16 protein-coding genes are annotated in these 19,087 nt (G+C 60.7%); 1 reads left to right on the plus strand and 15 read right to left on the minus strand.

Going from position 1 to position 19,087, the window contains the following annotated elements; genetic code table 11:
• Positions 1–311: 311 nt before the first annotated feature.
• From B5F70_RS08895 to B5F70_RS08910, 4 genes are all read right to left on the minus strand, one after another.
• Entirely contained in the window at positions 312–1,127 is an 816-nt protein-coding gene (locus B5F70_RS08895; RefSeq protein ID WP_087205217.1) for a hypothetical protein, read from the minus strand.
• Between the two features lie 87 nt (positions 1,128–1,214).
• Entirely contained in the window at positions 1,215–1,874 is a 660-nt protein-coding gene (locus B5F70_RS10545; RefSeq protein ID WP_143753956.1) for a hypothetical protein, read from the minus strand.
• Between the two features lie 45 nt (positions 1,875–1,919).
• On the minus strand, positions 1,920–3,689 hold the full coding sequence (locus tag B5F70_RS08905) for a DUF4839 domain-containing protein (RefSeq protein ID WP_143753957.1): 1,770 nt from the start codon (positions 3,687–3,689) through the stop codon (positions 1,920–1,922).
• Positions 3,690–4,189: 500 nt separating this feature from the next.
• The gene (locus B5F70_RS08910; protein WP_143753958.1) at positions 4,190–5,308 is read right to left on the minus strand and encodes a DUF6591 domain-containing protein; all 1,119 of its coding nucleotides are present in this window, start codon (positions 5,306–5,308) and stop codon (positions 4,190–4,192) included.
• Positions 5,309–5,560: 252 nt separating this feature from the next.
• Here B5F70_RS08910 and B5F70_RS08915 point away from each other — a divergent pair, with 252 nt between their 5' ends.
• On the plus strand, positions 5,561–6,064 hold the full coding sequence (locus B5F70_RS08915) for a helix-turn-helix transcriptional regulator (RefSeq protein WP_206383541.1): 504 nt from the start codon (positions 5,561–5,563) through the stop codon (positions 6,062–6,064).
• Here the strand turns inward: B5F70_RS08915 and B5F70_RS08920 are convergent.
• The 11 genes from B5F70_RS08920 to B5F70_RS08970 form a co-directional block, all read right to left on the minus strand.
• The gene (locus tag B5F70_RS08920; RefSeq protein WP_087205221.1) at positions 5,997–7,190 is read right to left on the minus strand and encodes an SPFH domain-containing protein; all 1,194 of its coding nucleotides are present in this window, start codon (positions 7,188–7,190) and stop codon (positions 5,997–5,999) included. The genes B5F70_RS08915 and B5F70_RS08920 overlap by 68 nt on opposite strands.
• An 8-nt stretch (positions 7,191–7,198) precedes the next feature.
• Complete coding sequence (locus B5F70_RS08925; RefSeq protein WP_087205222.1) at positions 7,199–7,801, minus strand: hypothetical protein; 603 nt, start codon at positions 7,799–7,801, stop codon at positions 7,199–7,201.
• 173 nt (positions 7,802–7,974) lie between these two features.
• On the minus strand, positions 7,975–9,678 hold the full coding sequence (locus B5F70_RS08930; protein WP_087205223.1) for a serine/threonine-protein kinase: 1,704 nt from the start codon (positions 9,676–9,678) through the stop codon (positions 7,975–7,977).
• A gap of 17 nt (positions 9,679–9,695) precedes the next feature.
• Positions 9,696–10,154, minus strand: coding sequence for a helix-turn-helix transcriptional regulator (locus tag B5F70_RS08935; protein ID WP_087205224.1), 459 nt, complete (start codon positions 10,152–10,154; stop codon positions 9,696–9,698).
• 6 nt (positions 10,155–10,160) lie between these two features.
• Positions 10,161–11,156, minus strand: coding sequence for a hypothetical protein (locus B5F70_RS08940; protein ID WP_158094976.1), 996 nt, complete (start codon positions 11,154–11,156; stop codon positions 10,161–10,163).
• A 544-nt stretch (positions 11,157–11,700) separates the two neighbouring features.
• Positions 11,701–12,663 (minus strand): hypothetical protein, encoded by a 963-nt coding sequence (locus tag B5F70_RS08945; RefSeq protein WP_143753959.1) that lies wholly within the window; start codon positions 12,661–12,663, stop codon positions 11,701–11,703.
• 370 nt (positions 12,664–13,033) lie between these two features.
• Positions 13,034–13,519, minus strand: a complete 486-nt coding sequence (locus B5F70_RS08950) for a sigma-70 family RNA polymerase sigma factor (protein WP_239286818.1) — start codon at positions 13,517–13,519, stop codon at positions 13,034–13,036.
• 505 nt (positions 13,520–14,024) lie between these two features.
• Positions 14,025–15,134 (minus strand): 3-isopropylmalate dehydrogenase, encoded by a 1,110-nt coding sequence (gene leuB, locus B5F70_RS08955; RefSeq protein ID WP_087205259.1) that lies wholly within the window; start codon positions 15,132–15,134, stop codon positions 14,025–14,027.
• 43 nt (positions 15,135–15,177) lie between these two features.
• On the minus strand, positions 15,178–15,693 hold the full coding sequence (locus B5F70_RS08960) for a 3-isopropylmalate dehydratase small subunit (protein WP_087205228.1): 516 nt from the start codon (positions 15,691–15,693) through the stop codon (positions 15,178–15,180).
• A 96-nt stretch (positions 15,694–15,789) separates the two neighbouring features.
• Positions 15,790–17,055 (minus strand): 3-isopropylmalate dehydratase large subunit, encoded by a 1,266-nt coding sequence (leuC, locus tag B5F70_RS08965; protein WP_164476607.1) that lies wholly within the window; start codon positions 17,053–17,055, stop codon positions 15,790–15,792.
• A 1-nt stretch (position 17,056) separates the two neighbouring features.
• Positions 17,057–18,592 (minus strand): 2-isopropylmalate synthase, encoded by a 1,536-nt coding sequence (locus B5F70_RS08970; RefSeq protein ID WP_087205229.1) that lies wholly within the window; start codon positions 18,590–18,592, stop codon positions 17,057–17,059.
• Between the last annotated feature and the right edge of the window lie 495 nt (positions 18,593–19,087).

Consider the following 19,087-nt stretch of genomic DNA (forward strand, 5'->3'; position numbering starts at 1 on the left):
CGCCAGCGTTCATGCTAACGCCCTTTCTAGCCATCTAACTCTTTCTAACCACATTACGGTGGTTAGAAAGTTAGAAGGCGAGAGCAGGTTGTCAGCCAACATTTCTAGGCCATATGACATAAGCCGTCCCTCCTAAAGAGGCAAGATGGGACAGCTGTAAGGTACTCAAAGGCTTCAATTCTCATTGCATCACGACCACGAGGCAATACCATGAAACATCGGGTAGTAATGGCCAGCATTGTCTTCGCACAGACAAGATGCCTCGGTTGAATAACCTTCCCGATCATGCAGACGCATTATTCCGAACTTTATCACCGATTCGCGTATGTAGGCATCGCCTTCTCCGCATTATAAGATCGGTCCGCATCAAGCGCCGTAATAAGAGAGCTCTCAAGCTCATCAAGGTTCTCTAAAGCACACGGATAGAGTAGGACATAAACGTGTTGCTTGTACTTAATGTCAGCATAGACGTCCACGTTACCCCGGCCAGTAATATCAGCCAGGATGCTCTCCCCCATGTTTTTCGATTTGCCGATGAAGATATCCCTGAACGAGCTATAGTCATCCTTCTTAATTGCACCCGAATACGTTGCCATTGCATAGCATCCGCAATACGCAAGATAACCGCCTATGGGGTCGAGCTTCTCCTGCGTTTTGCAATTCTCGATGAATTGTGAAACGGACATGCGGATTCCAGCGCCGTCCAGCAAAGCACGGCGCGCCTCTCTGCGCGCCTTCTCCTGCGCCCGAGCGTCTGCAGCGTCCCGAACAGAGGCGACTACGGCACCACCGCGTTCGCCAACCGCACCAGCGGCGCCCCTAACTGCTTTGGCAGCTTTTGAAGCGCTCTCACCTACTATATCTGGCACCTTATCATGCAGCGCGCCTGCTGCCTTCTGAACAAGCGGCGCGGCTTCCGGCAGTTTTTCGAGCGCCGGTCTAGCAAGCTTGGCATACTTCACAGCTTTTGCGGCCACTTTTACTGCCGCCCCGCCGCCCGGGATAAGGCCAACTGCGATATCGACTATATCAATCACCGCATTCGCTGCGTTGATGTAGTCATCAGCGGATCTTGTAGGTCTCTCTTGGACTGCAGCCACATCAGAAGGCTGATTGGTGGACCCCACACACGCTTCCTTCACCACAATGCAACTCCCCTTTCGGCAACTCCCTGAATGGACCTGTTCACAAGCTCCCCCTTTACATTGGTAAACTCAAGCGCCACCACAATCGTCCACTAGACCGATGAGCGTCAGCCCGAGGAGCATCCCCGGAATCAAGTGCCCGTATGAACCGTAGCTAACGTAGACGCAGCTGCTATATTTCTCCCCTGCCGGTGCGGAAGCTCGAAGTAACGTCATTATCTTTTTATTTCCGTCTGCAACCGTATATTTCTGCACCATAAGCGATATGTCTTTCCGGTCGAAATACATATCCCAGCCTAAAGGCTCAAAAACCATAACCACCCGGAACGGAGTCCTTAGGTTTTTCATTGCTCGAGAAAGGTTCATATTACATAAATCATAATCAAGTTGGTGCTTGCCTGCGGTCCCCTGGAATGAATAACGGGTACGCACGTTATCACCATCAGGGTATGAGCGCATATGAAAGGAGACTGTTCCATCGACACTTTCAGCTGATGCGGTCCTTTCATTCCACCGACCCCCACCTGTAGCAGATAGGATCAAAGCTCCATGTTCATTGAATACGTTAACGGTCTTTTCTCCGTGCCTCTTTTGGCGAGGCACCAGCTTGAGTGTCAAAAGATGGGGAAACTCGAGAGCGTCTAACGCCTCTCGAATTGCATGCTTAGATTTTTCAGGATAGGATTCGACAAATTCAACAGCTTGGCCTATCTTCTGGAACAGCCCCATCTACAACTCCCACATCGCAACGAAACACAATTAGCCTCGCAAAAGCTATCGATCTTCGAGTAATACGGGATCTAAATCAACCCACATTCCGTTGTCGTTCCATCCGTCAACTACAGCTGTAATCCGCACCGGCTTACCAGCATCCAAGATACCACCCTCGTATTCCATATCCCAACGGCTGACGTCGGTAAAGCGGAAGTATGGACCTACAGACGGGCTCGTATCAACGTTCCCCGCGAGAAAGAGCACGTCAAATCTCGTATCAAAATCGCCGTGGTTTTGAATGTCCGCGATGTACCCATCGAACTGGATTGTCTCTCCCCAATATGACGATGCGAACCCTGAGGCATCATCAACCGACTTAGAGAGTAGCTCTTTCAAGTCTGGACAATTATCGACCGTGAGAATCGTAGGCTCCGAATCGCGCCCATCGTTCTGCGGCTCCGACGAGCGAGTCACTACCGTCTCAATAGTCACCGTCTCTGCAGGGTCAAAAGTATCGGTAGTTGTGAAATTGGAATTCCCAAATAATAGCCACCCAATAGTGACAGCACTTACGCCAAGTTGATCAGAGGAAGAATCAGCCTCCCGCTCCTCAATGACAACGTTAGTAAAGCCCGCACTCGTAAACTCGTCCCGCACCTCATGGGCATCCCTACCGAGTAATGAAGCAGCGCTTTCCGGTGGATGGACATCCCCCATCTTGTGCACTGTCAATAGCACATCAGCATCGGCGTAGTACTCATCACCTGCTGAGATGCTGCGTTCCCCATCTACCGAAACGCTCTGCAACGTGTCAACAAGAGCTCCTTGAGCCGGCTCTAGGTCATCAGATTCTTCAATTTCGATTTCCGTGAAGCCGGCGTCCCGCAATGCCGCTTTGGCATCATCCACCTTCATGCCGTCAATATCATCGGAACCAAATGGCATATTGACGTGCGGCACTTCTTCAAGCTCAACCTGGCTATTTTCACAGCGGATTATAAATCTAAAGTCTGTATACATTGACGTATCGAACGATAGGGACCCGTCAACCGAGGCATCCTCTTCCGATTCAGCTCTCAGCGTGTGCCTACCAGACTCGAGACGTACCTCATACGATTCGCTTTTCCCATGGTCGAGCGTTGCGACATGAGCATCATCTACATACAACACGACATCATAAGTACTAAAAAACCAGTTCTCTTTACAGTCAATGGCAATGTTTACCTGCTCACCTGTTCCACCGACTTCCTGACTCAGCTCTTCGGGCTCACTTGTCGCGGTAATTGCCGTTTGAGAGGAACCTTTATCCTGCTGACTATCCTGCACCGCAAATAACCAGAGAACGCCAAGCCCCAGTACAAAGACCAGCCCACATATCACAAAGAAAGCCATCTCGTTGGCAGGTTTGTCTCCACCGCCAGAATCTAGTGAGGCAGGCCGATCAGCTTGATGCCCTTCACTTGTTTTGCTGGATTGGGTTTGAGGCGACGGTTCGTTTGCCCTGCGATCGGATTCTCGTTTTTGTCGCGCAGCACGAAGCGCAGCGATCCTCCGCTCCAGCTCTTCAATCTCGTTATCAACTTCTTGCCTATCTGAGTCTCTCTCGCTAGAAGCCGACACCCGCAGCTCTTCTAGATGGGAGCCGTCTGGATTCTCGCCCTGCGCAACCTTCTCCGGCTCCCCATCATCCGGAGCTGTATAAGAGGCAAGGGTCTCCCCAATCTCCTCAAGGGACAAGTCCCGCGCCTTTTCGCCCGAGCTCCCCTTTGCCTTTGCAAATGAAGTTTCAACCTTGTCTATCGCAGCCCTTGCCTTGTCGAAGATATTCATACAAAACTCCCCCACAGCACCAAGTCCTTTTCATTTGGTTTCTATGGGACATCTCGGCCCACAATGAAGCGGCTGCGAGTAACAACGCTCTCTTGATCATGCACATACCCGCACAATGGAACAAGCACCTTTGATTGGGTGAACCCTAGAGAGCGTCAATTCATGAGCGCAAGAGTCCCTATGAAACCTTGCTTCATCATACCTTAGGTATGTTCACGCAGCGGGTTGTTTGAATTGCTGTACTTCGTACCCAACTCGAAAACCCTTAAGAGAGACGTGACCAGTTCGCGCGTCTTATTAAGCAGGCCTGCAAGTCGGTACAGATGCTGCGAGTTCCCAGCCGGTTCAAAACATGCCGCCAGCAACCCTGACCTCGCATAAGCAGCAGGTATCGTGAAGCTCAAATTCGCGCCAAATCCTAAAATGCTGCACGTGGCAAAACGAGTTATCACCGGAGAGATTTAGCGCCCATGGCGACAAACCTCTCCGGTACGAAAAACCTACTGAGCCACACTGAGGAGCTTTGCGTTTATCCTTCCGGTTACTTCCAGGTAGTACGCATAATCTGCCGCCGACAGGCTATTCTCATCGATGTCATCCATCGACTGCATCATGTCGGAATAACGCGTCATCATCTCGGCGTATTGGGCCAACAGCTCAGGTGAGCTGGCATCTGCCTGATACGCCGCCATGAAATCAGCGTACTCGTTAAAGAAGGCCTCGTAGCTGTCCATCGTAGCCTTAAAATCGGGGCTCACACCACTGGCATCCGCTGCGGGCGCCTCCGGCGCAACCGGCTCGGCAGCAGTATCCGCTTGATCAGTACTCCCCGTATCGGTCGACGCATCCTCCATGGGGGCAGAGATTGAAATCCCCATCATACCGAACCGCTTCCACGTGAGGCTCACGTGCACACCTGCAGCATTATCGGCGTGGAAAAAGTCGTCTCCCTTATCGTAATCCACAGTGAAACCCGCTCCCATGCAGGTGTCCGCATAAGCGCTAAATGACTCCGCCGTGAGGCCGTCGACGGTTGCGGTAAATTGCGATCCGCTGTTAACGGTAACCAAACCATGGATCGAAGGAGGAGCTGGCACCGAAGCCGCAGGTCCCACCGCAGGCCAAGCGAAATCAGCCATCTCCAGCGCAGCTTCGAGGTCGATGTTCAAGCTCTCGCTGCTCGAATAATAAGAGAGCGATAGATGCTCGCCCTCCTCCGTGAAGGCATCGAAACTATCTGACTCGCTTTCGATGTCCACCGTAAAGCCCTTGTCCTGGCACTCCTGAACATATGTCTCATATGCGTCAGCAGAAACCTCATCGATACTCGCAGACAACTGGTCTTCGTCATTAATCACAACGGTTCCCTTGGTGCTCGGAGGATCGGGGAGGAGCTGTGCCAACCCGCTCGACGGCCACTGTAAATCTTCCGAGCCGCCTCCCGAACAGCGGCTTATCGCCCCTCCTACAATCGCTATCAGAATGATGACGGCAATTGCGATAAGGCAGCCACGACGTTTCCGCGGCGATTTCTTGCCTGTGGACGCTGCTTCCCACTCCATTGGTACTCCAATCCCCAAACGGCAATTCGTCAGCTTGATTGTGAGTTCGAAGCGCATTGAATTCTTCAGCTGGCAACTGAATCGAATGCACGGTATTCAGTTGGCAACTGAGGGATTCGGAGTTATCATCACACAAACTCGAACTGTCGGTCTCATGGGGCGGACTGCACACGGCTGAACAACGGGTTTGACGGGAAAGACTGCCAAGCCCGTTTTCAACGTGCACATGGGATGTTGACGAACAACTTGGGCCATCCCCATCGATGGCATCAGGCGCGTACAGAGTCATGCCGACGTGAGGGGAGGGTTATGGCAGACTGGCTGTCCACTGAGGAACTGCTTCAACGGCTGCGCAGCGCTGCTTCCCCTGACGACTATCTTGAGCATGGGGCGACGGTCGAATGCACACTGCAGGCGTATCTCAACCGCTTGCTCGAAAAGAGAGGGATGCGGCGCGCAGAGGTAATCCGAGCCTGCGGTCTTCATCCCACCGTTGTATATGACATCTTTGCAGGTAAAAGCCGTCCCGGCCGTGACCATGCCATCATGCTCGCCTTTGGTTTACATGCTTCCCTTGATGAAGCGCAGCAGATCCTGCATCTAGCAAACAATGCCGAGCTCTGGCCCAACACCAAACGCGACGCCATCATTATCTGGTGTCTTGAGAACGGCAAGACGCGAGCCGAATGCGACGACGAGCTTTGGCGCTTACACGAAAAGACGCTGCTCAAAACAGATAAGAGACCTAAATCCCTAGAATCTGGCGCTTCTTTGCCGCAAACTCCTCCTCAGTCACAACACCAGCGTCCATAAGACCCTTGAGCTTCTCGAGCAGCTCGAGCTGTGAAGCAAAGTCATCAGGAGCTGACTGGTCCCCCGGTTGACCGTCCTGAGGTGCAGAAGCTCCCGGTGCGCCCGACAGCATCGCTCCCGCCTGAGACGCGTTTACTGGATTTAGCCCGCTCGCAAGGTTCATGCCAAACAGCATGCCGCCAGCATCTCCCAAGCCATTATCCCTAACCCCCTGAGCAATCATCTGCTGAGCGGCAATATTTGCGGCGGTCTGGGACACATCCTCATAAGCCCTGACGCTCATCCGCTGCTCGGCAAACTGCTGAATCAGCGCGCGCGACTGCTCGGAAAGCTCGATGTTCTCAATCCCAACCGAAACGAGCTCAAGGCCAAAGCGCGCCGCCCAGGTTCCGGCGTTCGCCGTATCCTCCACGATTCGCCCGCGAATTTCATCTGCCTGCGAGGGCAACATGGACACACGGTACTGCGACGACAGCTCTCCCACTGCGACAATGAACGAGTGGAGAAACTCAGTAAGCATCTGAGAACGTACCGCCGGATCATTAAAACTATAAGAGACAACGCCTGCGGGAACAAAATTCCGGACGAATAGGACCGGATCGGTTACCTTCACCGAAAAAGAACCATATGAGAAGATCTCGAGATCGCACTGGTAGTACGAGTCGTTATACACCAAGGGGCCACGCGTACCGAACTTGATGTTGCGAATCTCGCGCAGGTTTACAAATGCAACGCGCTTCTCTTCGGGCGACATGCCAGAAAAACCAAAGCGCTCCCCCGCTTCGTCGAGCAAGATCTTACCGATGCCCTTGCTCTTGCGACTTTGCTCATCAAATACGCTCGCTTCACCATCGCGATACTCGTAACCACCGGGCTCAGTAATTACCTGTTCGATTCCCGATTGGCTGAAAATGAAGGCGGCCGTGTTCTCGGGAATAAAGATAATCGAACCGGTTGAGAGAATGTCATCGCTCCCTCGGTTTGCCCCAAACCCACTCTGCTCACGCTTACGAATACCTGGAGCAACGACCGTGTGCTCGTCAAAGGGAGCTGATGTGACGACATCCTTCCACTGGTCGGCAAGCATGCCCTCAAAGGAATCGAATGCTGAATCCAAGATACCCATGATATCTCCTACAAGGTATACGGCGAATCGCAGTAGGGGCAGGTCACCCTTGTCCCCTTCCTTCCGCTGAGTGGCGCGTGGCAACTGGGACAAACCGTCGAAACCATGGCGGGCTTGTTCGCTTGTTTGCCGGCGCCTTCTCGCACCATTCTCGCACCCGCCCCGACGATGCTGCCGAGCAAATCCTTCGCTCCTCCAACAACACCCGCAAGCTCAGGAGGCATCACGCTCTCCGAAGGTACGCCGGAAAGATCACCCAGTGCCACGTTTTTGATGGCCGTTGCAAGACGCTCTGCCTCTAGACGATTGTTGTCGGCATTTCGCAAGCGAAGCACTTTGTTACCAAAAACAGCCTGAACCCACCAAACTCCTTTAAGCTTGGTGGTCATGACGGCTGGAGCGCCCTGCTCGTCGAGCACGCGATCCAAAGGACACTTCATAACCATGGGGACCTTCTTAAACAGGCCCTGCTGAACCTCGTTGACCAAAACGAGATTGCGGCTAGTCAGCACGATTTCGCTCAGCTGCTTCTCGCGTCCCGCATCATCCAGAATCCAGCGTTCCCCATGTAGGACAACCAGTTCGTCAGGTGCCGGCTCATAGGCTCCCATCGCATGCTCCCATCAGCGATATCGATAGCACTGTCTTCCTATGCTATTGAGCCTCTGACTCATTTCATCAGTTGCCAACTGAATTCAAGCTGAGGGCGTGCAGATGTCGGCCTCTCCAAACAGCCTGTGACGTCAAACGACAACGGCACGAAGCGGAGCTCGTTATCCGTCTGTTACCACGGGTACGCATGGACCTCCACGGTCGTGAAGGCAGGCACATCGCTCCCGAGCGACGTCACCTCGAACGGAACGGTTGCGCCCACCGCGGGCTCGGACACAAAGCCAACCTCGCCCCATACCATCTGTCCCTGTGCATCGCGGCCAATCGCCACGATCGCCACCTGGTTGCCCCCGTATGCCTCGTCCCCGCGCGCAACGAACGTCAGCTCCCCCGTCACTACCGTTCCTCCCAGCAGGTCCTGCGAGGTCGTCACGCCCGATACGGTATAGGAGCTCGATGCACCCGACCCCTGCTCGACCTCCCAATCACCCGGACGCGCGATGCTAAACTCAACGCTTGCGGGTGCGGCCCCATTGCCGGCCTGCCCTCCCCAATAGTGCGTCTCACCGGGAAACAGGCTGTTCAGCACCTGCGTGTCTGAAAAGAGGACGTTGCCGTCGGCATCGCGCCCTGTAATCAGAACGGTGGGAAAGAGCGCCGTCACATCATCGTCCGTGTTGGCGATACCGACCGCATAGCGCACGAAGCCCCCAGAGCTGACATACCACGAGCTCTCGGTAATCGTGAGGGCCTTCGCCGCCTCCTCCACCAGCTCGCCTGTGGAGGTACCGGCCCCGACGGTCGTCTGACCGCCTGATGGCGCGCGATTCTGCTGCTGCACGGCACCTTGCTGAGCGTCCCCGCCACGGTCGCCCGCAGGGTCCGCAGCGGCGAAGAGGCCGCCCGACGCAAACCACGCGCCGCAGGCGATTGCCGCCACAAGCACCAGCGCCGCCACCGCAAGCAGCGGGCGGCGCAATGACCGCCGGGGGCGAGGGCACGCGAAGTCTGGGGGCACGGTAGGCGACGGTGCGCCGCCGAACGCCGGTGCACCGGAAGCGGCCTGCACTTCGGCCGTCTGCTGCCCCGTGGCAGCCTGGCTCCCCGCGTCCGCATCGGGCGCTGCCCCGGCAAAAGCTGCGCCGAGGTCTGCCGCCGTCTGATAGCGCGCGCTCGGCTCAAAGGCGCATGCGCGCTCAATCACCGCGCGCAGGCCCTCGGGCAACCCCGCAATGTGCGCACGAAGCTCCCGGGCAGAGTTGCCCTCGGGCAGCGCCCCGGTTGCCGCGTACGCAACCACACGGCCCACGGCATACAGGTCCGCCCGCGCATCCACCATCGTGAACCCATGCTGCTCGGGCGCTGCAAAGCCCCATGTTCCCTGCGGATTCTTCTGGCTATCGTCCTCAAGCGCCGGCACGCCCGCGCACCCGAAGTCGATAAGATGCGCCCCGTCTTTTGCCAGTACGATGTTGGCGGGCGCGACGTCCCGGTGCACCGCGCCGTGCGCATGCAGGTCGGCAAGCGCCTCGCACAGATCGTGCGCCAGGGCACGCGCCCGCTCGGGGGCAAGCGCTCCCTCGCGCTCCACGACCTCGGCCAAGGTGTCTCCCGGCACATAGTCGCATACCACCACAAACTCATCCGGCAGCTCATAGGTCGTCCGAATCCTCGGCAAACGTGAGCTCTCGCATTGAGAGAGCACCGCCCACACCACGCGGTTGGCCCGCTCGCGCGGCAGGCGCTTGCGCACAAAGGGACCCACGTCGCCCAGCGTCACGAGCTCCGTCGTGCCCGCCGGACCGCACGCCAACCTCCGCTCGACAACGTAGGCGTCGTCGATATTCATGCCGTGCAGCGTTGCATGCTCGTCCATCGCAGATCGCCCGCCCCTCACGCGCGGCCGCCGTCGGCGTCGTCTTTGGGATCGAACAGGGGCCTCTCGCCCAAGCGGTAGAGTTCGTCGTCGCACGCCACGCGCGTCATGTCGTGTTCGATGCACCAGAGGATGATGGCGTCGCGCCGGCGCTTGGGCCACAGCTCGGAAACCCCGGCGAGCCGCAGCAGGCGCTGGGTCTCGCGCACGTCGCAGGAGAGCCCCAGCGCGAGCATGATGGCGTTATCGCGCCCCGGCATGCTCTTACCCTTGAAGATGTCGTACACGAACGTGATGTTGACACCCGATCGACGCGATAGCTCGGAGCGGTTGATGCCGCGGTCGGCCAACAGCTCGCGCAGGTAATCGGTAAGCGCGCGGTCGATCACGGCGTCGCGCTCGCCCAGATACGCCTCGGGCGCCTCGGCGGCGAGCAGGCGCTCGAGTAGGTCCTCGGTCAGACGCTCCTGTTTCATACGCCCTCACGCCCTGCCCGCGCGCGTGATGCCCTCGCCCTGGGAGCGGCGGCGCGGCGGCGTCTTGAGGCTGGTCGCGCGCGCCTTCAGTGCGGCGGCAGGCGCCTCGATGTTGATGCCGAGCAGAAGATTTGCCATCCACAGGTAGAAAACCAGCACGAGAACGGGAATGAGGCACGACGTTACGATCATGACCGCAAACTGCTCGATGAGGTTGTTGAGCTGGCCCAAGATCTCGTCGGACACGCTCGCAAGACCGCTCGCCACCGCGTCGGGAATGCCCTGGAAGAAACCGAGGAGGCTGTCGATGGGGTTCCCCGCGCCCTCTGACTCCCCCTGTTGCACCTCATTCGCACCGGCCGCGTCTTCGGCCGCCTCAGCCGCCGCCGAGGCCTCGAGCGACGTCTGATACGTTTTGTCGATGGTGTTGGTGACCCACACGCTCGTGGGGATCGTGCAGAGCAATACCGCCGCAAGCACCACGAGCTTGAGGGCAAGCTTGGCCATGACGTTGCTGAGCGTCAGACGCCCGTACGTCATGACGGCGATGATGCCGAGGACGCACCCCACAGGCACCAACAGCCCAAATGCCGCCGCCCCAAAGATTGTGAGCAGGTATTTCTCCAAAAAGACGATGGCGAGGATGATGCCGAAGTTACCGGCCAGCTCGATGAGCTTCTCAGCGATGGGCGTGCCCGCATCGCCGGGTATGGCCGAGAGGCCGGCCGATGCCGCCGCAGACGCCGCCGTGAGCCCCATAACGTTATCGATCTTGGCGTCGAGCGTCTGCGTTAACCCCACGTATGTATCGGGGTTGGAGAACACCATGCGCAGCGGGATGAAGGAGATGAGCGCGACGACGACGAGGACGGCCGCCACGATGCGCCGATGCCGCGCCAAAAGCTCGCCCAGCATAAGCGGGCCGTCGCCCGCAGAAACCTCGACCGTAACCGCCTCGTAGGTATCCGCGGGCTCCAGCTGCCCCTGAGGACCGTTGCTCACATCCGCCATAGCTCCCCCAATCCCCGCGAGGCGCGCCGCCCCCGCAGCTTCTTCGTTGGGTCCACTATAGCAGGCAGAAAACCCCTCGCGAACGATGCCTTGCCATGCCCGCGAGTGCTTATCTGCCGTTTGAGGCCCCTTGAGGGGCGTCGGATGCCAGAAAAGCACTCGTCAGCGAGCCGGGAGCGTGGGAAAACGGACCTGCCGCCCCTTGCCCGCTGGCTGCACTGAACGCCCCACGGAGAGGGCAAGAGCCAAACAGGTCGAGCGTTACTACCATCTCTGGCGGAATAGTGAAGTAGCCGGCGCGAGGCGGATAAAGAACCCGCAGGTAGAGCGTGTACGCATGCACGGGCCTACTCGGAGGCGCCTCCGGAAATTGCAGTAAACCTCGATGTAGCGCCCGCGCACGTGGCAAAAGAGGCTCTATGCGGCCTGCGCGAGCGCGATCTACCACCACCCCTCGGCGTCACCCCCTATTCGACGTTTCCCAAGGGCGCACGGCCTCCTAGCATGCACAACACGTTCGCCGAAGAGCCTCGATTCAGTCCACCCTCTCACCCGCCTCAACCGCATCATTGATAACCACCGCTTCAACCTCATCGGGGTCAACAACACGGTCGGCGAGGGTGAGGTCGTACGTCACAACGGCTTGGCCGTTGGCATTCCTACCAATGCTTGAGGGCATTGCGCCAACGTATTGGCCGTCATCAATGCCCAGCACCCGGATGCGCTCACCATCTCGCATGACTACATCAAGCGATGTGAGCGCAAGCCGCTGAGCCTCCCGATTGATCGACCCGGCATCAGGCTGAACGCCCTGGCCATCGGAGCTCTGTGCCCCATAGGTGACAAGCGGCGCTGTATCCACCGTATAGCGCACATGTATGCTCACAGGAGACATCTCGAGTGCGGTAACCTGCGCATCATGACCGCCCACGGAAACGGTCTGGCCCGCCGTGAACGCGCAAGACCTCTGCGTATAGGCCAACGGAACCTCCAGCTCCCAAGTGCCGTCGGCGATGGTCTCCTCTCCCGAGGTGTCCCACGTGCACAGACGGGAGAACCGAACGGACGCCACCGGCACCGCACCCCACGCCCCATCAAGCTGCCCCTCGCCAAACACGAGGCGCTGCACCACTTGAACGGCGTTGTCAGAGGGGTCGGCGTCGTAGAGCGAGAGACTCGTCTCACGGGGCATCTCCCCGTTCACACGCGCCTCAACCTCAGAGAACGCCAAGCGCAGCAACGGATATGCGTACCCCTCCCCTCCGACGCTCAGCAGGTACGCATCGCCCGTCCTGCTTTTTACCACCAGTCCCGCCGTATCAAATGCGTCGCCATCTACCGTGGAAAGCGAGTACACGACAACGCAAGAACGCGCATCTCCCACCACCGCCTCAGCCGCGAGCGTGAGACCGGCATCGGTGCAGGATACACCCGGGACAGCGGCAACACCCTCGGACTGCGCGGTCTCGGCCGATACGGGGCCAAACAGATCGGACAAAGCCGCCCCAAGAGTGCGGAACACGCCTGCCGCCTGCACCGATGTCACTCCCGCAAGGCACATCAGGAGCAAAACCGTCGCAGCGATACGGTACGGATATGTCCAGGGAGCACCGGCGCGCTGGAGACGTCCGGTGCGCCTGGGCTGCCAGGGCAGGACAGCGCGCTGGGGCCGCCCGGAGGGCGACGGCGCCAGGCCCGACACCGCTGATGGCTGAGACGCAAAAGGCACACGCACGCTACATTCGGGCATCGTTGGATCCGCACCACCGACCTTCCCCTCATTCTCCAGCGCGGCGACCAATCGCGTGACCATGCGCGCCTTCACCTCAGGCGCAAGCGCAAAACCGTCGAGAGCCTCCCGATACAGCTCAGAAGTCGAACTCATCCCCTACAACCCCCTTCAACATGCCGCGCAGCCGCCTGCGACCGCGCGAGAGCCGTGCCGCGACCGCGGCCTCGGTGCAGCCGAGCGCACGGGCAATGTCACGGACCTCGTACTCTTCGTAATAGCGCAGGTAGATGGCAATGCGCAGAGATGCCGGCAACCGCATGACCGCATCTAGAACACATGCCATCCGGTCTTGCTCCGCCGCCTCGCTCTGCACGCGCGGCGCGACAAGCTCCGGAGCATCCTCCAGCGAGACCGAGCTGCGCAGCCGATTGCGCCGCAGAATGTCCTTGCAGGCGTTCATGGCCACGCGGAGAACCCAGGCGCGCTCGTGTTCCTCGCTCTCAAAAGGCTCCTGGCGTCGCAGGGCCTTCAAGAGCGTCTCTTGGCAGATGTCCTCCGCATCCTGCGTAGAGTGCAGATAGGTGTAGCTCAGGCGCAAGATGCAGTCCGCATACCTCTGCACCAACTGCTCGGCCCGAGCCGCCGCGACATGGCCCCTCAAAAGCTGCCGGTCTCTCCCGTCGCCCGAAGTAGACAGCTCCTCTTCGCCACGCATCGTCTCACCCCCCCCCTGAGGAGATTGCCTCCCTTTACCTACTACACGAAGAAAGCCCTCGGTTCTGACAGATTATTTCGGCGTCGGCGCTTGTGCACTTTGCCCGCGCCGCGCACGACGGAAAACCGAGCACCGGAGCGGAAGGCGAAGGTGCGCGACATGGGCTTTGCAGGGAGATGGCACACTCGCGACGGAAAACTGCACGAGAGACGAGGCACCCCGCGCAGCCGCATAACAAACAACGCCCTGACCTACAGCTTCATCATGCAGATCAGGGCGTGTACGCGGGCAGGTCCCGTTCTTACTCAGTTTTCCGTCGCGAGTGGGCCAGAGGGCGCGCGGCACTCGGCAGGCACCCCACGCGCAGGGCGCGCGATCTGCGCGGCGGCCGCAGCTGCGCCTCCGTAGGACTCTACAGGTGCGCCACCACCTGGTCTCCCATAGCTGCCGTGCCGAGCACCCGGTCGGCGGGCGTCGTGGCGTCGGCGATGTCGCGCGTACGCCAGCCCTCGTCGAGCACCTCGGTCACCGCCCGGCGGATGTCGTCGGCCGCCGCGGCCATGTCGAAGCTGTAGCGCAGCATCATCTCCACCGAGAGGATCTGCGCGAGCGGGTTCGCGATGCCCTGCCCCGCGATGTCCGGGGCGCTGCCGTGACTCGGCTCGTAGAGCGCCACGCCATCACCCAGGCTCGCCGAGGCGAGCATGCCGAGCGAACCGGTGATCTGCGCCGCCTCGTCGGAGAGGATGTCGCCGAACATGTTCTCGGTCACCACCACGTCAAAGGTCGCCGGGCGGTTGATGAGCTGCATGGCGGCGTTGTCCACCAGCACGTCCTCGAGCTCCACGTCGGGGTATTCCTCCGCGCCGATGCGGTGGACGATCTCGCGCCACATGCGGCTCGTCTCGAGCACGTTGGCCTTGTCGACGCTCGACACCTTGCCGCGGCGCTTGCGCGCCGCCTCGAACGCCTGCCGGGCGATCCGCTCGATCTCGTACTCGCGGTACTCGAGCGTGTCATAGGCGCGCTGCCCCGGCGCACCGTCCGCACCGGCGCCGGGCTCGTTGAAGAAGCGCTCGCGGCGACCGAAGTACAGGCCGCCCGTGAGCTCGCGCACGATCATCATGTCCACGCCGTCGATGACCTCGGGGCGCAGCGTCGAGGCGCCCGCAAGCGCCGCGAAGATCTGCACGGGGCGCAGGTTGGTGTAGAGGCCGAGCTCCTTGCGGATGCGCAGGAGCCCCTGCTCGGGGCGGGGCGCCGCGGGGTCGGTCGAGTCCCATTTGGGCCCGCCGACCGAGGCGAGCAGCACCGCGTCGGCCGCGCGGGCGGCGTCAAGCGTCTCGTCGGGCAGGGGGTCACCGGCAGCATCGATGGCGGCGCCGCCGATGAGCGCGTCGGCGCAGGCAAACGCGCAGTCGTACTTGTCACCCACTGCGGTGAGCACCTTCTTGCCCTCGGCGATAATCTCGGGGCCGATGCCGTCTCCCGGCAGGCAGCAGATCTGATAGGTCTTCTTCACGTTACAGCTCCAATCGATTGACGAGGGGCCGGCGGCAAACGGGTTATCGAGCGGCATCTTGCGCTCCGTCCGCCAGCTTCCTGCGCGTGCGCTCGACCAAGCCGCCCGCCTCGATGATCTCGGCGATAAAGGGCGGGAACGGCTCAGCCGTGAAGGTCGCACCGGTATCGAGATTCGAGATGGTGCCGGTCTCGGTATCCACCGCCACGCGTGCGCCGTCGGCGATGGCGTCGACCGCCTCGGGGCACTCGAGGATCGCGAGGCCGACGTTGATGGCGTTACGGTAGAAGATGCGGGCGAAGCTCTTGGCGATGACGCAGGAGACGCCCGCCGCCTTGAGCGCGACCGGCGCGTGCTCACGGCTCGAGCCGCAACCGAAGTTCTCCTCGGCAACGACGATGTCACCCGGCTGCACCCGCGTGGCAAACGTGGGGTCGAGGTCCTCCATCGCGTGCGCCGCCAAGTGCGCATGGTCGGAGCTGTTGAGGTAGCGCGCCGGGATGATCACGTCGGTATCGACGTCTCGGCCATAGCGAAATACGGTGCCTTCAAAATGCATGGGTTATCCCTCCGCAATGGGTTAAAACGAACACGTCCCCAAATGGGTCATGGGCGCGGGACGAGATGAGTCATAACGACCCCGTCCCCAAATGAATCACAGGTCGCTCGGCAGGGCGATGTGGCCGGCGACGGCCGAGGCCGCCGCCACCGCGGGGCTCGCAAGGTAGACCTCAGAGGTGGGGTCGCCCATGCGCCCGACGAAGTTGCGGTTGGTGGTCGAGACGCAGCGCTCGCCCGCCGCGAGGATGCCCATGTAGCCTCCCAGGCACGGGCCGCACGTGGGCGTCGAGAACACGCAGCCGGCATCGATGAAGACATCGGCCAGGCCCTCGGCCATGCACTGCTTGAAGACAGCCTGCGTCGCGGGAATCACGATGCAGCGTACGCGCTCGCTTACGCGGCGGCCGCGCAGCACCTCGGCTGCGGCGCGCATATCCTCGATGCGGCCGTTGGTGCAGCTGCCGATAACCGCCTGGTCGATGGCAATGTGGCGGCTCTCCTCCACGGGATGCGTGTTGGAGGGAAGGTGCGGCCAGCTGACGCAGGGCTTGATGTCGGCCGCATCGATGTGGATGACCTGGGCGTACTCCGCGTCCGCGTCGGCATGGTACTCCACGCCAGCGCGCTCGCCGCGGCCCGCGAGCCAGGCGCGCGTCACATCGTCGACCTCCATGATGCCCGCCTTGCCGCCCGCCTCGATCGCCATGTTGGAGATGCACATGCGCCCCTCCATGGAGAGGTTCGCGATGGTGGATCCGGTAAACTCCATCGCCTGGTAGAGGGCCCCGTCGACGCCGATCTGGCCGATGATGTGGAGGATGATGTCCTTGGCGGTGGCCCCGTCGGCGAGCTCTCCCTCGATGACGAACTTGATGGTGGGCGGTACCTTGAACCACGCGCGCCCCGTGGCGAGGCCCACGCCGGCGTCCGTCGACCCCACACCGGTGGAAAACGCGCCGAGGGCACCGTAGGTGCACGTGTGGCTATCGGCGCCGATGATAAGGTCGCCCGGCACCACGACGCCCTGCTCCGGCAGCAGCGCATGCTCGATGCCCGCGCACCCCTGCTCCCAGTAGTGCACGATCTTCTGCTCGCGGGCGAAGTCGCGCATCTTCTTGGTCTGCTCGGCACTCTTGATGTCCTTGTTGGGCGCGTAGTGGTCGGGCACGAGGCAGACGCGCTCGCGGTCGAAGACCTCGGATGCGCCGAGCTCGCGAAAGACGTCGATGGCGATGGGCGCGGTGATGTCGTTGGCGAGCACGATGTCGAGGTCGCATTCGACGAGCTGACCGGGGCGCACCTCATCGAGCTCGGCATGGGCCGCCAAGATCTTCTCGGCAACGGTCATGGGACGTGGCATCCTAGTTCTCCTTCGCTTCGCGTTGATCTGAAATGAGACGGTTGAGCGCGTTGATGTAGGCCTTGGTGGAAGACACGATGATATCGTTGTCGGAACCGCGGCCCGTGTAGACCTGGCCCGAGCCCGCCGTCACGCGGACGGTGACCTCGCCCAGCGCATCGATACCGCGGGTGATGGCCTTGATGGCGAACTCCGAGAGGTCGTTTTCGACCGAGACGATCTGGTTGACGGCCTTGTAGACGGCGTCGACGGGGCCGGTGCCAAACGCGGCGACCGTGTGCTCCTCGCCGTCCTCGCCCACGAGGGTGAGCGTCGCTGTGGGCGTGAGCGGGAAGCCGCAGGACACCTGCACGGCGCCCAGCGTCCAAATGGCCTTCGTCTCGCGCTCGCGCTCGTGCACGATGGACTCGAGGTCCTCGTCGTACACTTCCTTCTTCTTGTCCGCAACCTCGAGGAAGGCCTGATAGATGCCCTCAAACTCCTCATCGGCAAACGTGTAGCCGAGCTCGGCCATGCGATGGCGCAGCGCCGCGTGGCCGGAGCGCGCGGAGAGGATGATCTGCGAACCGCCGGCGCCCACGTCGGCCGGGTCGATGATCTCGTAGGTGTCGCGCGCCTTGAGCACGCCGTCCTGGTGGATGCCCGAACTGTGGGCAAACGCGTTGGCGCCCACGATCGCCTTGTTGGCCTGCACGGTCATGCCGGTGATGGAGCTTACGAGCTTGCTTGCGCGCGTCAGCTCCTGCGTGACGATATCGGTGTGCGCGTCGAGCTCGGCACCGTGCATCTTGATGGCCATGACCACCTCTTCGAGCGCCGTGTTGCCCGCGCGCTCGCCCAGGCCGTTGATGGTGCACTCCACCTGCGTGGCGCCGTTGCGCACCGACTCGATGGCAAGGGCCGTCGCCATGCCGAGGTCGTTGTGCGTGTGGACCGAGATCGTCACGTCCTCGATGCCCGCCACGCGCTCGCGCAGGTCCTTGATGCGCGCGCCGAAGGCCCACGGCATGTTGTAGCCCGTGGTGTCGGGGATGTTCACCACCGTGGCGCCCGCCTTGACGGCCGCCTCCACAATGCGGCAGAGGAAGTCCTGGTCGGCGCGGCCAGCGTCCTCCGCATAGAACTCGACGTCGTCCACAAAGCTGCGCGCGAGCTTCACGGCGCGGACGGCGCGCTCTATAGCCTCGTCCTCCGTGAGATGCAGCTTGTCGCGCAGGTGGCTCGGGGATACGCCCAGACCGGTGTGGATGCGGGGGCGCTTGGCACACTTGAGCGCCTCGGCCGCCACCTCGATGTCCTTATCGACGGCGCGGGTGAGGCCGCAGACGACGCAGCGGTCGCCCGCGAGGCGGCCGATCTCGGCCACGCTCTTGAAGTCGCCCGGGCTCGAGATGGGGAAACCCGCCTCGATCACGTCGACGTTCATGCGGATGAGCTGCCGCGCGACGATGAGCTTCTCCTCGGTGTTCATGCTGGCGCCGGGCGACTGCTCGCCGTCGCGCAGCGTGGTGTCGAAGATGGCGATCTTTCTGGTCATGTGGTCCTCCTGCTCTTGGGGCGGCCCTTGTGCCCGCCGGGGTGACGTCAGGCGTTGCAGGAGGTGACGGTTGGCATGAGAACCGAAAACGGAAGAAGCACCCCGTCGCGCGTCACGTCCTGCAAGGCGTCGGGTAGATGCGCGTCGGGGTGCTTCTGAAAAGACGGGCGGCTGCGAGCCACAAAGGCGAGAAGACCCTAGCGCGCATCGGCGCGTAGTAGCGCTAGGGTTAGAAGCGAGCAGGCGGCAGCAGGCCAAGCGGCCTTCTCTACCGTATGGATGCCCCTCGTCATCATAGCGCCCTCAAGTCCTCTCGTCGTGCGCGCCACACACGGCGCTGCATTGGAATAAAGTGTAGCAAAGGCTTAACCCCGCCGCCGCCCACAATCCCGCAAACGGTCGCCTTGTTTCCAACCGGTTACCGATGCGCAGAGAGCGGGCCCGCCGGCCCCCTCTAAGAGCCGTCGGCCCGCAACCTCATCCCGCCCCGCCGGC

Origin of the sequence: Collinsella sp. An268 (genome assembly GCF_002159765.1) — a bacterium.
Taxonomy (GTDB): domain Bacteria; phylum Actinomycetota; class Coriobacteriia; order Coriobacteriales; family Coriobacteriaceae; genus Coprousia.